The sequence below is a fragment of the Hydrogenophaga luteola genome, assembly GCF_042648585.1.
In the GTDB taxonomy this organism is placed as follows: domain Bacteria; phylum Pseudomonadota; class Gammaproteobacteria; order Burkholderiales; family Burkholderiaceae_C; genus Hydrogenophaga; species Hydrogenophaga luteola.
In genome coordinates this window covers 41,052-55,751 of the sequence record NZ_JBHRXX010000009.1, presented here as the reverse complement: position 1 = coordinate 55,751, position 14,700 = coordinate 41,052, and the positions used below count along the sequence as shown (strand labels likewise).

General features: G+C 69.5%; 14 protein-coding genes. 4 read left to right on the top strand and 10 right to left on the bottom strand.

The window, feature by feature from the left end:
* Nucleotides 1-60: 60 nt before the first annotated feature.
* Nucleotides 61-1,026, bottom strand: coding sequence for a Bug family tripartite tricarboxylate transporter substrate binding protein (locus ACFOPI_RS19055; protein ID WP_382177398.1), 966 nt, complete (start codon nt 1,024-1,026; stop codon nt 61-63).
* Between the two features lie 177 nt (nt 1,027-1,203).
* On the opposite strand from ACFOPI_RS19055, the gene ACFOPI_RS19050 reads away from it, so the two are divergent.
* Genes ACFOPI_RS19050 through ACFOPI_RS19035 form a run of 4 tightly spaced genes read left to right on the top strand, consistent with a single transcriptional unit; the run spans nt 1,204 to nt 5,864 of the window.
* On the top strand, nt 1,204-3,258 hold the full coding sequence (locus tag ACFOPI_RS19050; RefSeq protein WP_382177395.1) for a DUF1631 family protein: 2,055 nt from the start codon (nt 1,204-1,206) through the stop codon (nt 3,256-3,258).
* A gap of 21 nt (nt 3,259-3,279) precedes the next feature.
* Nucleotides 3,280-3,969, top strand: a complete 690-nt coding sequence (locus tag ACFOPI_RS19045) for a response regulator transcription factor (protein ID WP_382177392.1) — start codon at nt 3,280-3,282, stop codon at nt 3,967-3,969.
* A gap of 10 nt (nt 3,970-3,979) precedes the next feature.
* Nucleotides 3,980-5,419, top strand: a complete 1,440-nt coding sequence (locus tag ACFOPI_RS19040; RefSeq protein ID WP_382177389.1) for a sensor histidine kinase — start codon at nt 3,980-3,982, stop codon at nt 5,417-5,419.
* Nucleotides 5,409-5,864, top strand: coding sequence for an RNA-binding S4 domain-containing protein (locus tag ACFOPI_RS19035; RefSeq protein ID WP_382177387.1), 456 nt, complete (start codon nt 5,409-5,411; stop codon nt 5,862-5,864). Before ACFOPI_RS19040 ends, ACFOPI_RS19035 begins: the two co-directional genes overlap by 11 nt.
* An 18-nt stretch (nt 5,865-5,882) precedes the next feature.
* On the opposite strand, the gene ACFOPI_RS19030 is transcribed toward ACFOPI_RS19035, so the two are convergent.
* Genes ACFOPI_RS19030 through ACFOPI_RS18990 form a run of 9 tightly spaced genes read right to left on the bottom strand, consistent with a single transcriptional unit; the run spans nt 5,883 to nt 14,670 of the window.
* Nucleotides 5,883-6,791 carry an EamA family transporter gene (locus ACFOPI_RS19030; protein ID WP_382177384.1) on the bottom strand — a complete coding sequence of 303 codons (909 nt, stop codon included), beginning with the start codon at nt 6,789-6,791 and terminating at the stop codon, nt 5,883-5,885.
* Nucleotides 6,792-6,837: 46 nt separating this feature from the next.
* Complete coding sequence (locus tag ACFOPI_RS19025) at nt 6,838-7,560, bottom strand: GntR family transcriptional regulator (protein WP_382177382.1); 723 nt, start codon at nt 7,558-7,560, stop codon at nt 6,838-6,840.
* Nucleotides 7,557-8,249, bottom strand: a complete 693-nt coding sequence (locus ACFOPI_RS19020) for a cysteine hydrolase family protein (RefSeq protein ID WP_382177380.1) — start codon at nt 8,247-8,249, stop codon at nt 7,557-7,559. The genes ACFOPI_RS19025 and ACFOPI_RS19020 overlap by 4 nt, the downstream gene beginning before the upstream one ends.
* A gap of 1 nt (nt 8,250) precedes the next feature.
* Nucleotides 8,251-9,819 (bottom strand): ABC transporter ATP-binding protein, encoded by a 1,569-nt coding sequence (locus tag ACFOPI_RS19015; RefSeq protein ID WP_382177378.1) that lies wholly within the window; start codon nt 9,817-9,819, stop codon nt 8,251-8,253.
* Nucleotides 9,816-10,505, bottom strand: coding sequence for a biuret amidohydrolase (gene biuH / locus ACFOPI_RS19010; RefSeq protein ID WP_382177375.1), 690 nt, complete (start codon nt 10,503-10,505; stop codon nt 9,816-9,818). Before biuH ends, ACFOPI_RS19015 begins: the two co-directional genes overlap by 4 nt.
* 3 nt (nt 10,506-10,508) lie before the next feature.
* Entirely contained in the window at nt 10,509-11,552 is a 1,044-nt protein-coding gene (locus ACFOPI_RS19005) for a formamidase (RefSeq protein WP_382177372.1), read from the bottom strand.
* A 10-nt stretch (nt 11,553-11,562) separates the two neighbouring features.
* Nucleotides 11,563-12,483 carry an ABC transporter permease gene (locus ACFOPI_RS19000; protein ID WP_382177370.1) on the bottom strand — a complete coding sequence of 307 codons (921 nt, stop codon included), beginning with the start codon at nt 12,481-12,483 and terminating at the stop codon, nt 11,563-11,565.
* A complete protein-coding gene (locus ACFOPI_RS18995; protein WP_382177368.1) occupies nt 12,480-13,550 on the bottom strand; it encodes an ABC transporter permease in 1,071 nt (356 codons plus the stop codon). Before ACFOPI_RS18995 ends, ACFOPI_RS19000 begins: the two co-directional genes overlap by 4 nt.
* 13 nt (nt 13,551-13,563) lie before the next feature.
* Nucleotides 13,564-14,670: a BMP family ABC transporter substrate-binding protein gene (locus tag ACFOPI_RS18990; RefSeq protein WP_382177366.1), complete on the bottom strand. Its 1,107-nt coding sequence runs from the start codon at nt 14,668-14,670 to the stop codon at nt 13,564-13,566.
* Between the last annotated feature and the right edge of the window lie 30 nt (nt 14,671-14,700).

Sequence of the window (14,700 nt, the reverse complement as noted above, 5' to 3'; positions counted from 1 at the left end):
AAAAATGCGGCCGCGACGCGAACGCCGCGGCCGCTGGATCGGACAGACCAGACCGTGGGCTTACACCATGCCGGCGCGGACCATGGTGGCGCGCAGGGTGGAGAAGTCCTTGTCGACGAAGGCGTCGAATTCCTTGCCGGTCAGCAGGGCCGGGGTCCAGTTGTTCTTGACCAGGGCTTCCTGCCAGGCCTTGCTCTTGGTGGCCTTGACGATCATCTCCGTCAGCGCGGCGCGCTGCTCGGGGGTGATGCCGGCGGCGCCATAGACACCGCGCCAGTTGCCGATCTCGACGTCGATGCCCTGCTCCTTGAGCGTGGGGATCTTGTCCAGGCCCTTGACGCGCTGACCGGAGGTGATGGCGATCGCCTTCATCTTGCCGCTCTCGATGTACTGCTGGAACTCGCTGTAGCCCGAGCCACCGACGGTCACGTTGCCACCCAGGATGGCGGCGACGGCCTCACCGCCCCCACGGAACGGCACGTAGTTGATCTTGGCAGCGGGCACGCCCACGGCCTGTGCGATCTGCGAAGCGGCGATGTGCTCGGTGGAGCCGCGCGAACCGCCGCCCCACTTGACGCTGCCCGGGTCCTTCTTGAGGGCCTCGACCACGTCCTTCATGGTGTTGAAGGGAGAGCTGGCCGGCAGCACGAACACGTTGTATTCGGTGGTCAGGCGGGCGATCGGGGTAACCTGGGTGATCGAGACCGGCGGCTTGCCGGTGATGATGCCGCCCAGCATCACGGCGCCCATCACCATCAGGGCGTTCGGGTCGCCCTTGGCGGAGTTGTAGAACTGGGCCAGACCGATGGCGCCGGCGGCGCCGCCCTTGTTCTCGTAGGTCACGGAAGCGGCCACGCCTGCATCGCGCAGGGCCTCGCCCAGCGCACGGCCGGTGCCGTCCCAGCCACCACCCGGGTTGGCGGGGATCATCATCTTGACGTTGGCACCCTGGGCCCAGGCGGCGTTGGGCAGGGCACCGGCGGCGGCCAGAGCGGCCAGGGACTTGAGGAAGGTATCGCGACGCATGTTTGTCTCCGTGGGAGGTTGATCGACGGGGTGATGTTCCTGTCGGCCGCTGTCAATCGGCTGTCGCCGCTGTCAGGAAAAACCCTAGGACCCGGCTGGGCCGCCCAACACAAGGAGGACCATAATCGCACCAGCCCCCTCAACCGCGCAGGGCCGTTGGCCTAGCGCCCATCGCTCATGAATGCATACGCCGATCCCGTGTTTGACGCCTGCCTGAAGGAGGCGCTGGCGCTGTCGGCCGATTGGGTGCCCCGCTGGCTGGCGGCCCTGGGCAACGCACTGCAACAGAAGGAGGCGGCCGCCGTCGGCGCCTCAGAGCAGCGCAGCGCCGGCCTGGCGCGCGCCACCCTGGCCGCCTACCAGCCGCGCATCACCGAGCACTTTCTGACGGCGCTGTCGGAGTTGTTAGGCAGCACCGCTTCCGGTGAGGGCGATCTCGACCCCGTCAGCGGCAAGGCCCCGGCCCGCCGACTGGACACGCTCAGCCTGGACGACCTGGAGCTGATGGACCACCAGCAGGTGCAGCACACCGTCGAGCTGGCGCGCATCCAGCAGGTGGTGAAGATGGCGGTCGAAGAAGAGCTGGTGCTGCTCGACGCGCGCCTGAGCACCGCCCGCGGACTCTCCGTGGTGAGCAGCAAGGCCAACCCGCTGCACCCCGATGCCATCATCGGCGCGTTGATACGTGCGCTGTCCAAGCTGCACATCGACGAGGAGGTGCGGGTGCAGTGGCTGCACATCGGCGCCCTGCCCCTCGGCCAGGAACTGCGGCGCTTCTACCGCCAGCTGGTCGACCTGCTGGACCGCTGGGGCGTGCAGCCCGCAGGCTACAAGGTGGTGCAGACCCCGGTGGGCAAGCCCGCCGCCCGCGCCCGAGAAGACAGCCTGCCCGTGGGGGCTCTGACCGCCAAGAACGAATTGCTGACGCTGGATCACCTGCACCAGCTGCTGGTGGGCAACGTGGCGCGCGGCGCGAACGAAGCCACCGATCCGGCCCAGGCGCTGGAGGCCAACGGCATGGTGCGGTCCCTGGCGGTGGAAGTGGTCACGCTGATGCTGCGCCGCATCGCCGACGACCACCGCCTGCTGGCGCCGGTGCGGGACATGCTCTTGCGGCTCAAGCCGGTGCTGCTGGCGCTGGCGAGCAACGACCCGCGCTTTTTCGCCGACCGCAGCAATCCGGCGCGGCGCCTGCTGGACGTGCTGACCGAGCGCGCGCTGGCCTTCAAGAGCGAGCACGACACCGGCTTCCAGGCCTATGTGCAGCAGTTGCGCAAGATCGAGCAGGACCTGCAGGTGCCGGCCGGCCAGCTGTCGCAGCGCATCAGCGACGTGCTGGCGCGGCTGGGGCGCACCGATCCCGTGACGCAGGCGCCCGCCCGGGGCCTGGCCATGCAGACCCTGGTGAAGGTGGAGCAGCGCAACCTGCTGGCCGAGAGAGTGGCGTCGGAAATCCAGGCCCGCAATGACTTCGCCCGGGCTCCAGGCGTGGTGCGCCGCTTCCTCACCGGTCCCTGGGCCCAGGTCGTGGCGCAGGCGCGCATCCAGGCGCAGGCCGTGAACAGCCTGACCCCGGGCGATGCGCCGGCGCTGCGCTACATGGACGTGCTGCCCGACCTGCTGTGGTCAAGCCAACACGAACTGGCCAGCCTCAACCGGCCGCGGCTGGTGAAGGTCATCCCCGGCCTGCTGCGCACGCTGCGCGAAGGACTGGAATCCATCGACTACCCGCGCGCCCAGGCCGACTCGTTCTTCCAAGCCCTGATGGAGTTGCAGGAACCCGCCTACAAGCCCAGACGCGACGAGGACGACGCGGGTCTGGAGCTGTCCGATACCTGGGTCCATCCGGCGGAGGCCCGCGACTCGGGGTTCATGGACGACCTGCAGATCGAGAGCCAGCCGGGCTTCCAGGACACCGAGCCGATGGACCCCGAGTGGCTGCGCCAGCGCCAGACGGAGACCAGCGCAAAACCCCGCCCATTGACCGTGGGCACCTGGGTGGACCTGCGCGACGGCAACGAAGACCTGCGCTGCCAGCTCACCTGGGCCAGCCCGCACGGCACCATGTTCCTGTTCAACGCAGCCAACGGGCGCAGCATCTCGCTGACGCTGCGCGGCCTGGAACGCCTGCGCGAGCTGGGGCGCCTGACGGTGGTGGCCGACCACGGCCTGGTCGACGACGCCCTCAACGAAGTGACCCGCCAGGCCTTCCTCAATTCCGGTCGCTTGTGAGCCGGCGCCTCCTCTGTCCGCATGAAACTGCTTCTGGTCGAAGACAACCCCACCATGCAGGCCACCCTGCAGCGCACGCTGGAACGCCGCGGCATGCAGGTGCTCACCTGCGGCGACGGCGACAAGGCCCTGTCGCTGTGGCGCTCCAGCCTGCCCGACGTCGTGTTGCTCGACCTGAGCTTGCCGGGGCGCGACGGCCTGCAGGTGCTGGGCGATGCGCGCGCCGAAGGCCTGAAGACGCCGGTGATCATCCTCACCGCGCGCGGCACCGTGGGCGACCGCATCATCGGGCTGAACACCGGCGCCGACGACTACCTGCCCAAACCGTTTGACCTCGACGAGCTGGAGGCCCGCGTGCGCGCCCTGGTGCGCCGCTCGGCCGACGCCACCGACAGCCCGGGCCATCTGCCCGCGCGCAGCGCCGGCTGGTGCGGCATGCAGATCGACCGCGACAGCGGCGCGGTCTACCACGACGGCGAGCCGCTGGAGCTGGCCCCGCGCGAACTGGCCCTGCTGCGCGCCGTGCTCTCCCAGCCTGGTCAGGCCATCACCAAGGAGCGCCTGTTCGAGCTGGTGTTCCCCGGCGAGGCCCATGTGCAGCCCGAAGCCATCGAGGTGGTGGCCTACCGGCTGCGCAAGAAGATCGGCCACACCGGTGCCCAGCTGGTGACGCTGCGCGGGCTGGGCTACCTGCTGAAAGCGGCTGCTTGAGGAACCCGCCTTGAGCGCACCGCTGTCGCTGCGCCGCACGCTGCTGCTGGGCATCCTGCTGCCGCTGTTCGGCTTTGTGATCATCAACACCGTGGTGCTCTACCGGCAGGCGCTGGCGGGTGCCGACACCGCCTACGACCGCACCCTGCTGGCCACCGCCAAGTCGCTGGGCGAACAGCTGGAGGTGGTGCGCAACGGTGACCAGGCCAGCGTGCGCTCGTCCCTGCTCTATTCCGCACTGGAGGCCTTCGAGGCCGACAACCGCAGCCGGCTCTTCTACCGCGTCAGCGGGTTCCGCGGCGAGATGGTCTCGGGCTTTGAAAACCTGCCCCCGCCCAGAACGCGCCTGCCCGACCAGAAGATCTACGCCGCCCTTGTGCACTTCTACGACGACGTGTACCAGGGTGCGCCCGTCCGCATGGCCGTTCTGCTGCAGCCAGTGGCGGGCGAAGCCGGCCAGGGCATGGCCACCATCCAGGTGGCCGAGACCCTGGAGCTGCGCCAGACGCTGGCGCGGCAGATCCTGATCGACACCCTGTGGCGCCAGGCGGCGCTGGTGGTGGTGATCGTGCTGGTGGTGGTGCTGGTGGTGCAGCGCGCCACCCGTCCGGTGCGCTCCATCAGCCATGCGCTGGCCCACCGCAGCGAGAACGACCTTTCGCCCCTGCCCACCAACAGCGCCCCGCGCGAGCTGCTGCCCCTGCTGGAGGCGACCAACCAGCACATGCAGCGCCTGTCGCAGCTGCTGGACCACCAGAAGCGCTTCGTGCGCGATACCTCGCACCAGCTGCGCACCCCGCTGGCCGTGCTCAAGACCCAGGTGCAGTCGGCCCGGCGCGGCGACGTGCCCCCGCTGCAGGCGCTGGACGAGATCGGCCACACCGTCGACCGCGCGACCGAACTGGCCAACCAGATGCTGGCCCTGGCCAAGGTCGAACAGCTGCGCCAGGACCGGGACGCGCCCGTGGTCGACTGGGGCGAGGTGGTGCGCGCCGTCGCGCTGGACCTGGCCCCGCTGATCGCCGACCGCGGACTGGATTTTTCGCTGGACGTGTGCAGCGCCCCGGTGCGCTCGCACGAATGGGCGCTGCGCGAACTCGGGCGCAACCTGCTGCACAACGCCATCAAGCACTGCCCACCCGAATCGCGCCTGGCGGTGGGCATGGTCTGCGACGAGCGCACCGCCGCGCTGTCCATCAGCGACAGCGGGCCGGGCATTTCCGACCACCTGCGCGAGCGCCTGTTCCAGCCCTTCGCCACCGACCACGGCGCGCGCCCCTCGGGCGCCGGATCGGGCCTGGGGCTGGCCATCTGCCACGGCATCGTGCAGTCGCTGGGCGGCAGCATCGAGCTGGAAAACCGCGTGGTACGAGGACGCGTCAGTGGGTTGGACGCCACAGTGCGCCTGCCCCTGGCGCATCAGGAAACGGTGGCCGCTCATGGCCAGTAACACGCCCGAAGGCGGCCGGGTCCGGCTGGACAAGTGGCTCTGGGCCGCGCGCTTCTACAAGACCCGCTCGCTCAGCGCCGAAGAGATCGACAAGGGTCGCGTGCGGGTCAACGGCGCCCCAGTGAAGCCGGCGCGTGATGTGCGCATCGGCGATGTGGTCGAGCTTCGCAGCGGCAGCGTGCAGCGCACCCTGGTCGTCAGGGCGCTCAGCGGTGTGCGCGGCCCGGCCACGGCCGCGGCCCTGCTGTACGAAGAGACCGCCGAGTCGGTGGCGCAGCGCCAGGCCGCGGCCGAGCGGCGGCGCCTGGCGCCCGAACCGGCCGACAGCATCACCCAGGGCCGACCGAGCAAACGCGACCGCCGCGAACTCGACGCCTGGCAGAAGCCACCAGCCGAATGGAACGACCGCTGGAGCGCCTCTCTCGACAATGACGGCGACGAATAGGCCCCACAAGCGCCGCCACTAACGGCGGCGCAGCCCCAGCCACATCACGGTGGCCACCACCAGCACGCCGCCCAGCACCTGCACCGGCGCCACCTGCTGCCCCAGCACCGCCCAGGCCAGCAGCAGCGCAAAGATCGGCTCCACATTCATGATGGGCGAGCCGCCCACCACGCCCAGCTTGGGCAGCACGGTGAACATGATGGTGAAGGCGGTGCCGTAGAGCACGGTCAGCCCCAGCAGGCCCCACCAGCCGGCCGGTGCCTGCGGCAGCGACCATCCACCCTGCCCCGCCACACCGGCCAGCGCCGCCAGTGCCACGATGGCCATGGTGGCCGCGGTACGCACGCGCCCGTCCAGCCCCGGTGTCTCGTGCTGCGTGTACACCAGCGCCAGACCGAACGAGGCCGCGGCCGCCAGCGCGAACGCCACCCCGGCGCCGATGCGACCCCAGTGCGCCGCAGCCCCCAGCCCCGACGCCGCGCCCGCCACATCCAGGGCCAGTGCCAGCCCCAGCAGCAGCACCGGCATGGCGCGCAGCAGGGCGGGCTCTACCCGCTCGGCCTTGAGCGTGCGCGCCCACAGCGCCGTCCACAGCGGGTAGGTGTTGAACGCCAGCAGCGCCAGCGCCACCGGCAGGCGCGCCACAGCCGAATACAGGCACAGGCTTTGCACGCTGATCAGCAGGCCGATCTTCAGCAGCGCCTTCTTCTGCCCTGCGGTCAGGTTCACCGGCACCCCCGCCATGCGCACGATCAGCCAGACCACCAGGGCCGTGACGCCGCTGCGGAAAAGCACCGCGGTGGACACGGTCACCCCGTGGTCAAAGGCCAGCCGCGCCGCGACGTGGTTGGCGCCCATCATGAAAGCGATGAGCAGCAGGGTGGCAAAAGCGGAACCGGAGAGGGACTGGGTGGATGGAGCAGACATCGGGCGATTGTGCGCGGCCTGCCCAGCAGCAGCCGGACCACACAGGTCAGCCCGCCACCGCCTGGCGGGCAAGAAACACCTGGTGCAGCGTGATCTTGCGCACCTCCACCTGGCTGGACTGGATGTGCGAGCGCAGCAGCAACTCGGCGCGATCGGCCTTGCGCGCCAGGATGGCGCGCAGGATCTTGGCGTGTTCCTCGTAGGTCGCGTCGATGCGCATCTGCTTGAGGAAGTCCAGCCGCCGGATGATGCGGATGCGCTCGGTCACCTCGTGGTGCACGCGCGCCATTTCGGGGTTGCCCGCGGCCTGCACCAGGGTCTCGTGGAAGGCCTCGTCCCAGGCCGCCACCTGTGCGGCGTCGCTGCTGCGTTCGCCCACCGGTACCAGCCAGCGCTCCTTCAGGCCCTCCAGCAAGGGCGACGATTCGGTCGAGGCCTGCTGGCACAGGCGCTGCGCGGCGGCGGTCTCCAGCACCATGCGCAGGTCGTAGAGCTGGTCGAAGCGGTCAAAGTCGAACGGCAGCACGCGCCAGCCGCTGCGGAACATCACCTCCACCAGACCTTCCTGCTGCAAGCGGAACAGGGCCTGGCGCACCGGCGTGCGCGAGACCGCCAGGCGGTTGCAGATGTCGTGTTCGCTGAAGCGGTCGCCGGGCACCAGCCGGAAATCGGCGATGTCCCGCTTGAGCTGCGCGTAGACCTCTTCGGCGCGCGAGGGCTGCGAAGAAACGGGTTCGATGGGGTGGACGGTCGCGGTGGTGTTGCTCACGGAGAAACTCTAGCAGCGTCACCGGCTGCCGGCCTGATGGCGGTCAACACAGCCGAACTCGGTGCGGTCCAGCCCACGATGCCGCCCTGGGCGCGCAGCATGTCCAGCGTGGCCGCCTTGAAGTGCGGGAAGTAGCTCTCGGTGCAGTCTTCCAGCAGCAGGCCGTCGTAGCCCCGGTCGTTGGCTTCGCGCATGCTGGTCTGCACGCAGACCTCGGTGGTCACGCCCATGAACAGCAGGTGGCTGATGCCGTGGTCCTGCAGCATCTCGTGCAGCCCGGTGGCGTAGAAGGCGCCCTTGCCCGGCTTGTCGATCACGATCTCGCCATCCACCGGCGCCAGCTCGGGAATGATCTGGTTGCCCGGCTCGCCCGCCACCAGGATGCGGCCCATCGGCCCTTCGTCCCCGATGCGCAGTGCGGGGTTGCCGCGCAGGCGCTTGGCCGGGGGGCAGTCCGAGAGGTCGGGCTGGTGCGCCTCGCGCGTGTGCACCACCAGGCCACCGGCGCCGCGCCAGGCCTGCAGCACCGCCTGGCAGGCCGGCACGATGGCAGCGAGCAGCGACACGTCGTTGCCCAGCGTTTCGCCAAAGCCGCCGGGCTCGATGAAGTCGCGCTGCATGTCGATGATCACCAGCGCAGTGTGCGCCAGGTCGAACTGGTAGGGAAAGGGTTGGGCGGGAATCTGCATGTCAATGTCCTCCGCCCATGTGGGCACCGATTTCATGGCGATCGGCGCTCGCAGCCGGTGTCTCGAACACGATGCGGCCTTCGCTCATCACCACGATGCGGTCAGCCAGCTCCATCAGTTCGTCCAGGTCCTCGCTGATCAGCAGCACCGCCCCGCCCTGGTTGCGCACACCGCGCAGCCGGGTGTGGATTTCCTTGACCGCCGCGAAGTCCAGGCCGAACACCGGGTTGGCCGCGATCAGCACGTTGATGTCGCCGTGCAGTTCGCGCGCCAACACCGCGCGCTGCACGTTACCGCCCGAGAGGCTGCGGATCGGCGCGTCTTCGCCCTGTGTCTTGATGCCGTAGCCGGCGATCCATTCGCGTGCGCGGCTGCGCCACTGGCCAAAGCGCAGGCGCCCCCCGCTGCACAGCGGCGGGCGGTCGAAGTCGCGCAGCGCCATGTTTTCGGCCACCGAGAGATCGCCCACGCAGGCGTTGCGCAGCGGCTCTTCGGGCAGGCTGCGCACCTTCAGGCGGTGGTTCTCCTCGCGCCGGGCGGCGTAGGGCTGGCCCTGCACCGACACCGTGCCGGCCGAGCGCGGCCGCTGCCCCACCAGCGCCTCCACCAGCTCGCGCTGGCCGTTGCCCGACACGCCGGCCACGCCCAGGATTTCTCCGCGGGCCACGGCCAGGCTCAGGTCCTGCACGGCCAGCGTGCCGCGGTCGCCCATCACCTGCAGGCCATCAACCGCCAGCGACACCTCGCCGCCGGCCGGGGTGTCGTCCTGGACTGCAGCGGCAACCGCGGTGGGTTCCGCGCCCTCCGCCGCGCCACCCACCATGGCCTGCGCCAGCAGCGCCGGCGTGGTGTCCGCCACGGCGCAGTGGTGCACCGCCTGACCGCGGCGCAGCACCGTCACGTCGTCGGCGTAGGCCATCACCTCGCGGAACTTGTGCGTGATGATCAGCACCGTGCACTGGCCGCTGCGTGCGAACTCGCGCACATGGCCCAGCACCTCGTCGGCCTCCTGCGGCGTGAGCACCGAGGTGGGCTCGTCCAGGATCAGCAGGCGCGGTTTCAGATAGAGCTGCTTGAGCAGTTCCAGCTTCTGCTTTTCGCCGGCTGCCAGCTCCTGCGGGCGCGCGTCCAGGTCGAGCTGGAACGGCGTGGTCTTGAGGAACTGCGCCAGGTCGACGCGCTGGCGCTTCCAGTCGATGACGCCCGGCGTCTGGCCACCGGCCAGCAGCAGGTTCTCGGCCACCGTCATGCCCGGCGCCAGCGTGAAGTGCTGGTAGACCATGCCGATGCCCAGCGCGCGCGCCACCACCGGGTTGGGAATGGACTGTTCGCGCCCGTCGATCAGGATGCTGCCGCTGGTGGGCCGCTGGAAACCCGCCACGCACTTCACCAGCGTGCTCTTGCCGGCGCCGTTCTCGCCCAGCAGGGCGTGCACCGTGCCCGGGGCGACCTTCATGTTCACACCCTGCAGCGCCTGGAAGCTGCCGAAGCGCATGCCCATGTCGTAGGTGTCCAGTGCCAGCGCACCGGTGCCGGGCGGCAGACCGCCGATGGGGGCGTTGTCGTTCATGTCAAAGCGTCCAGTACAGCGGTTGAAGGAGCGTGCGCGCCGAACACCCCGCCCTGCATGGTGATCATCTTCAGCGCGGCCTCGTGGTTGCCCCGGTCGGTGGCGGCGGTGCAGTCCGACAGCAGCAGGCACTCGAAGCCCCGGTCGTTGGCGTCGCGCATGGTGGTGTGCACGCAGACGTCGGTGGTGATGCCGGCGAGCAGGAGGTTGCTGATGCCGCGCGTGCGCAGCAGCAGTTCGAGGTCGGTGGCGTAGAACGACCCTTTGCCCGGCTTGTCGATCACCACCTCGCCCGGCAGCGGCGCGAGTTCAGGAATGATCTCCCAGCCCGGCTCGCCGCGCACCAGGATGCGCCCGCAGGGCCCGTCGTCACCGATGCCCACGCCGTTGGTGCCAATCTGGCGCGAGCGCCAGCGTTTGTTGGCCGGCAGGTCCGAGAGGTCGGGCCGGTGGCCTTCGCGGGTGTGCATGACCGTGTAGCCGGCCCCGCGCATGGCGGCCATCAGCGTCTGCAGCGGCGCGATGGGCGCGCGCGTGAGCGAGATGTCGTAGCCCATCTGGTCCACATAGCCGCCGATGCCGCAGAAGTCGGCCTGCATGTCGATCACGATCAGCGCCGTGTTCTCAGGCCGCAGGTCGCCGTTGTAGGGCCAGGCGTAGGGGTTGGCGTCGATGAAGCGTTCCATGGGTCAGGCGACTTTCTTGAAGGGCAGCACGGCGGCGTCGGGCACCAGGGGATGGGCCTCGGGACCTTTGTACTGGCGCGTCGGGGCATCGAACCCGCAGGGCGTGCCGTCGGTCACGTCCACCTTCCAGGGCAGCTGGTAGGTGCCGGCAGCCATGTCGTGCATGTAGGTGTAGGGGCAGTCCTGCGCCCCGCCCTTCACCGCCACATAACCCCGGTGGTAGAGCTGGTAGATGTTGTTTTCCACGCCCCAGCCCTGGCGCGCCTCGCGCACCAGGTCGGGCCGCAGTTCGGCGGTGATGATCTCGTCCACCCGCCCGCCGCCCTCGGCGATCACGGTGCCATCGAAGCTGCAGAACATGCCCTCGCCCATGGAGTCGAAGCTGCCGTCGCTGCCGCACAGGCACACGCTGGCGGTGATGGCCAGGTTCTGGAAGGCGTTGGCCTGGTTGGTGATCTTCCAGGCGTGGCGGATGGGCGCGGTGTAGCCGGCGGTGCGCAGGATGATCTCGGCGCCCTTGTAGGCCGCCTCGCGCGCCATCTCGGGAAACATGCCGTCGTGGCAGATGATGAGCGAGAGCTTGCTGCCATTGGGCCCATCGCACACCGGCACGCCCAGGTTGCCGGGTTCCCAGGGCTCCACCGGCACCCAGGGGTGCAGCTTGCGGTAGTAGAGGCGGATGGCGCCGGTGTCGTCAATGATCAGCCCGCTGTTGTACGGATTGCCGCCGGGGTTGGCCTCCATGATGGAGAAGCAGCCCCAGATGCGGTGGTCCACACAAGCCTGCTTGAACGCCGCGACCTCCGGGCCGTCCAGCGACACCATGAGCTCGGGCGCCGTGCTCATGGAGAGGCCGTGCAGCGCGTACTCGGGGAACACCACCAGGTCCATGGTGCCCTGGTTGCGCCGCGCCTTGCCCACCAGCTCGCAGATGCGCTGCGCCTGCGCCGCCAGTTGCGCGGGCGTTTCCACCACCGGCAGCTGCAGCTGCACCAGGCCCACGACCACGCCGTGCTTCGATTTGTTGAGACCGCCGAGTCCGCTCATGGTGTTTCTCCTAGCGTGTTGAGGACAGTTCGCCCGGGCTGCCCGGCACCACCACGCCGGGGCGGCAGGTGAGCACCAGGATCAGCAGCGTGAGCACGTACGGAACGATGTTGAAGAGGTGGTAGCCCCAGCCGATGCCGACCGACTGCAGCGCCGGGCCGATGGCCCCCGCGCCACCGAACAGCAACGCCGCACCCACACAGCGCAGCGGGCTCCAGCGCGCGAAGATCACCAGCGCCACGGCGATCAGGCCCTGGCCGCTGGAGATGCCCTCGTTCCAGCTGCCGGGGTAGAACAGCGTGAGCGAGGCGCCGCCCAGCCCGGCGATAAAGCCGCCCGCCGCGGTGGCGGCGATGCGGATGCCCGAGACCGAATAGCCCAGCGCGCGCGTGGCATTGGCCGAATCACCGGCCAGCCGCACCAGCAGGCCCAGGCGCGTGTTCGCAAACGCCCACCACAACAGGACGGCCATGAGCAGACCGAGCGGCAACAGCGCGTTGACCTCCAGCGCCGCGCGCACCGCGGGCGAGTCGCTCCAGCCGCCCAGCGACAGCGCGGGCAGCTGCGGCGCCTGCGGCTGGATCAGCGGCTTGCCAAGGTAGAAGGCCAGGCCCATGCCGAGCAGCATGAGCGCGATGCCGGTGGCGACGTCGTTGACCCGCGGCAGCGAGCACAGCAGGCCGTGCAGCGTGGCCAGCAGCGCACCGGCCACGGCCCCGGCCAGCACGCCCAGCCAGGGCGATCCGCTGAGGTACGAGGCGCCGAAGGCCGTCATGGCCGAGAGCACCAGCACGCCTTCGAGGCCCAGGTTGATGCGACCCGACTTCTCGGTCAGGCACTCGCCCAGGCTCACGAACAGAAAGGGCACGCCCACACGCAACGCGCCGCCGACGATGCCGGAGAGGAAGATGATCATTTGATCGGCGGTCATGCTCTCTCTCCTTGTGGCGCCGGCTCAACCGAGGGGACACGGGTGAGCTTGGCGAACCAGGCCTTCCAGTCGGTGTCGCGCAGCGCTTCGCTGGCCAGGATCAGCACGAAGGCGATGCCCTGCAGCAACAGCACCGACGCATCGGGCAGGCCCAGGCGGCGCTGCAGCAGGCTGCCGGCGGCACCGAAACCACCGAACAGGATGGCCACCGGGATCACCGCCAGCGGGTGGTGCCGCGCCATGAACGAGACCAGGATGCCGGCGTAGCCGTAACCCGCGATCAGCGCGGCGTTGGCGCTGGTGTGCACGGCAGCCACTTCGATGGCCCCGGCCAGTCCGGCGGCCGCGCCGCCGAGCGCGCAGGCCAGCACCACCAGCCGCGTGGCGGGCAGGCCCACCAGCTGAGCCGCGCGCGGGTTGCCGCCGACCACGCGCACCGCAAAACCCGAAGGTGTCAGGCGCAGCCACAGCCCCGCCACCACGCACACCACCACCCCAATCACCAGGCCCCAGTGCACGTCGGAGCCGGCGATGGTGCCGATGAGCAGGCCCTCATCGAGGGCGGGCGTGGACGGCTTGTTCAGGCTGGCCGGGTCGCGCAGCGGCCCTTCCACGAGGTGCTTGAACAGGCCGATGGCCACGTAGGCCAGCAGCAGGCTGCTGATGGTCTCGTTGATGCCGCGGTACTGGCGCAGCCAGCCCGCGAGCGCCACCCACAGCCCGCCGGCCAGCGCCCCGGCCATGCAGATCGCCACCGTGCCCGGCAGACTGGACGGCAGCGGCACCGCGTGCGCCAGCGCCGCGCAGGCCAGGCCGCCCAGCACCAGCGCGCCCTCGCCGCCGATCACCACCAGCCCGGCGCGCGCCGGAATCGCCACGCACAACGCGGCCAACATCAGCGGCGCGGCGCGCTGCAGCGTGTTCTGCCACGAGTACCAGTCGCCGAAGGCCCCCTTGAACAGCAGCACCCAGACCTCGACCGGGCTCACCCCCGCAAACGAGACGATGAAGCCGAACAGCAGCAGGGCCACGGCGATGGCGCCGACGGGAAGGAGAACGTTGCGCATGGCCACGGAGCCTTCAGACGGAGCCGATCACGCCTTCGACCAGGTAGTTCATCTTCTCCAGCTCCAGGTCGGTCTGCTTGAACGCCTTGCCGGCCGGGATGATGGTGGCGCCCTTGTTGTCCTTGAGCGGGCCCTTGAAGATGTCGAAGCTGCCGGCCATCATCTGCGCCTTCACGCCGTCGGCCTGCTTTTTGGCCGCGTCGGTGACCGCGGGGCCGTAGGCCGACATCTTCACGAAGCCGTCCTTCAGCCCGCCGCGCACGAAGTTGGGGTGCGGCTTGCCGCTGCGCGCCGCCTCGATGAAGGTGGTGTAGGCGGTCAGCCAGTTCCACTCGGCGCCCGTGAGGTAGGCCTGGGGCGCGAGCTTGGCCTGGCTGGCGTGGTAGCCACAGACCATCTTGCCGCGCTTGGCCGCGGTCTCCACGATCACCTTGGGGCCGTCCACGTGCATGGTGAACACGTCCACGCCCTGGTCGGCCAGGCTGTTGGTGGCCTCAGCCTCCTTGACCGGCATCGACCAGTCGCCGGTGAAGATCACGCTGCAGGTGATCTTCGGGTCGACCGAGCGCGCGCCCATGGTGAAGGCGTTGATGTTGCGCAGCACCTGCGGAATCGGCTTGGCGGCGATGAAGCCGATCTTCTTGCTCTTGCTCATGTGCCCGGCAATGACACCGTTGAGGTACTGGCACTCGTCGATGTAGCCGAAGAAGCTGGCGGTGTTCTTCGGGTGCTTGCCTTCGGTCCACATGCCACCGCAATGGGCGAAGCGCACATCGGGGTGCTTGGCGGCCACCGCCAGCATGTGCGGATCGAAGTAGCCGAAGGACGTGGGGAAGACCAGGCTCGCCCCGTCCTGCGCGATCATGCCGGTCATGGTGCGCTGCACGGCCGCGGTCTCGGGCACGTTCTCCTCCTCCACCACCTTCACGCCCGGCATCTTCTTGAGCATGGCCGCGGCTTCGGCCTGGGCCTGGTTGTAGCCGTAGTCGTCGCGCGGGCCCACGTAGATCACGCCCACGGTGATGGGCTTCTGCGCGAAGGCGAAGGGGCTGCTGGCCGCGGCGCCGAGCGCGGCCAGGGTCTTGATCGAATCGCGGCGATTGGAGATGAAGTGGCTCATGGGAAGGCTCCTGTTGGGGTGGTGGGAGTG

Bases quoted from the DNA above. Each gene is read 5' to 3' on its own strand.
- ACFOPI_RS18990 (WP_382177366.1), bottom strand. From the start codon at position 14,670: ATGAGCCACTTCATCTCCAATCGCCGCGATTCGATCAAGACCCTGGCC.
- ACFOPI_RS19030 (WP_382177384.1), bottom strand. From the start codon at position 6,791: ATGTCTGCTCCATCCACCCAGTCCCTCTCCGGTTCCGCTTTTGCCACC.
- ACFOPI_RS18995 (WP_382177368.1), bottom strand. From the start codon at position 13,550: ATGCGCAACGTTCTCCTTCCCGTCGGCGCCATCGCCGTGGCCCTGCTG.
- ACFOPI_RS19055 (WP_382177398.1), bottom strand. From the start codon at position 1,026: ATGCGTCGCGATACCTTCCTCAAGTCCCTGGCCGCTCTGGCCGCCGCC.
- ACFOPI_RS19050 (WP_382177395.1), top strand. From the start codon at position 1,204: ATGAATGCATACGCCGATCCCGTGTTTGACGCCTGCCTGAAGGAGGCG.
- ACFOPI_RS19005 (WP_382177372.1), bottom strand. From the start codon at position 11,552: ATGAGCGGACTCGGCGGTCTCAACAAATCGAAGCACGGCGTGGTCGTG.
- ACFOPI_RS19045 (WP_382177392.1), top strand. From the start codon at position 3,280: ATGAAACTGCTTCTGGTCGAAGACAACCCCACCATGCAGGCCACCCTG.
- ACFOPI_RS19000 (WP_382177370.1), bottom strand. From the start codon at position 12,483: ATGACCGCCGATCAAATGATCATCTTCCTCTCCGGCATCGTCGGCGGC.
- biuH (WP_382177375.1), bottom strand. From the start codon at position 10,505: ATGGAACGCTTCATCGACGCCAACCCCTACGCCTGGCCCTACAACGGC.
- ACFOPI_RS19035 (WP_382177387.1), top strand. From the start codon at position 5,409: ATGGCCAGTAACACGCCCGAAGGCGGCCGGGTCCGGCTGGACAAGTGG.
- ACFOPI_RS19020 (WP_382177380.1), bottom strand. From the start codon at position 8,249: ATGCAGATTCCCGCCCAACCCTTTCCCTACCAGTTCGACCTGGCGCAC.
- ACFOPI_RS19015 (WP_382177378.1), bottom strand. From the start codon at position 9,819: ATGAACGACAACGCCCCCATCGGCGGTCTGCCGCCCGGCACCGGTGCG.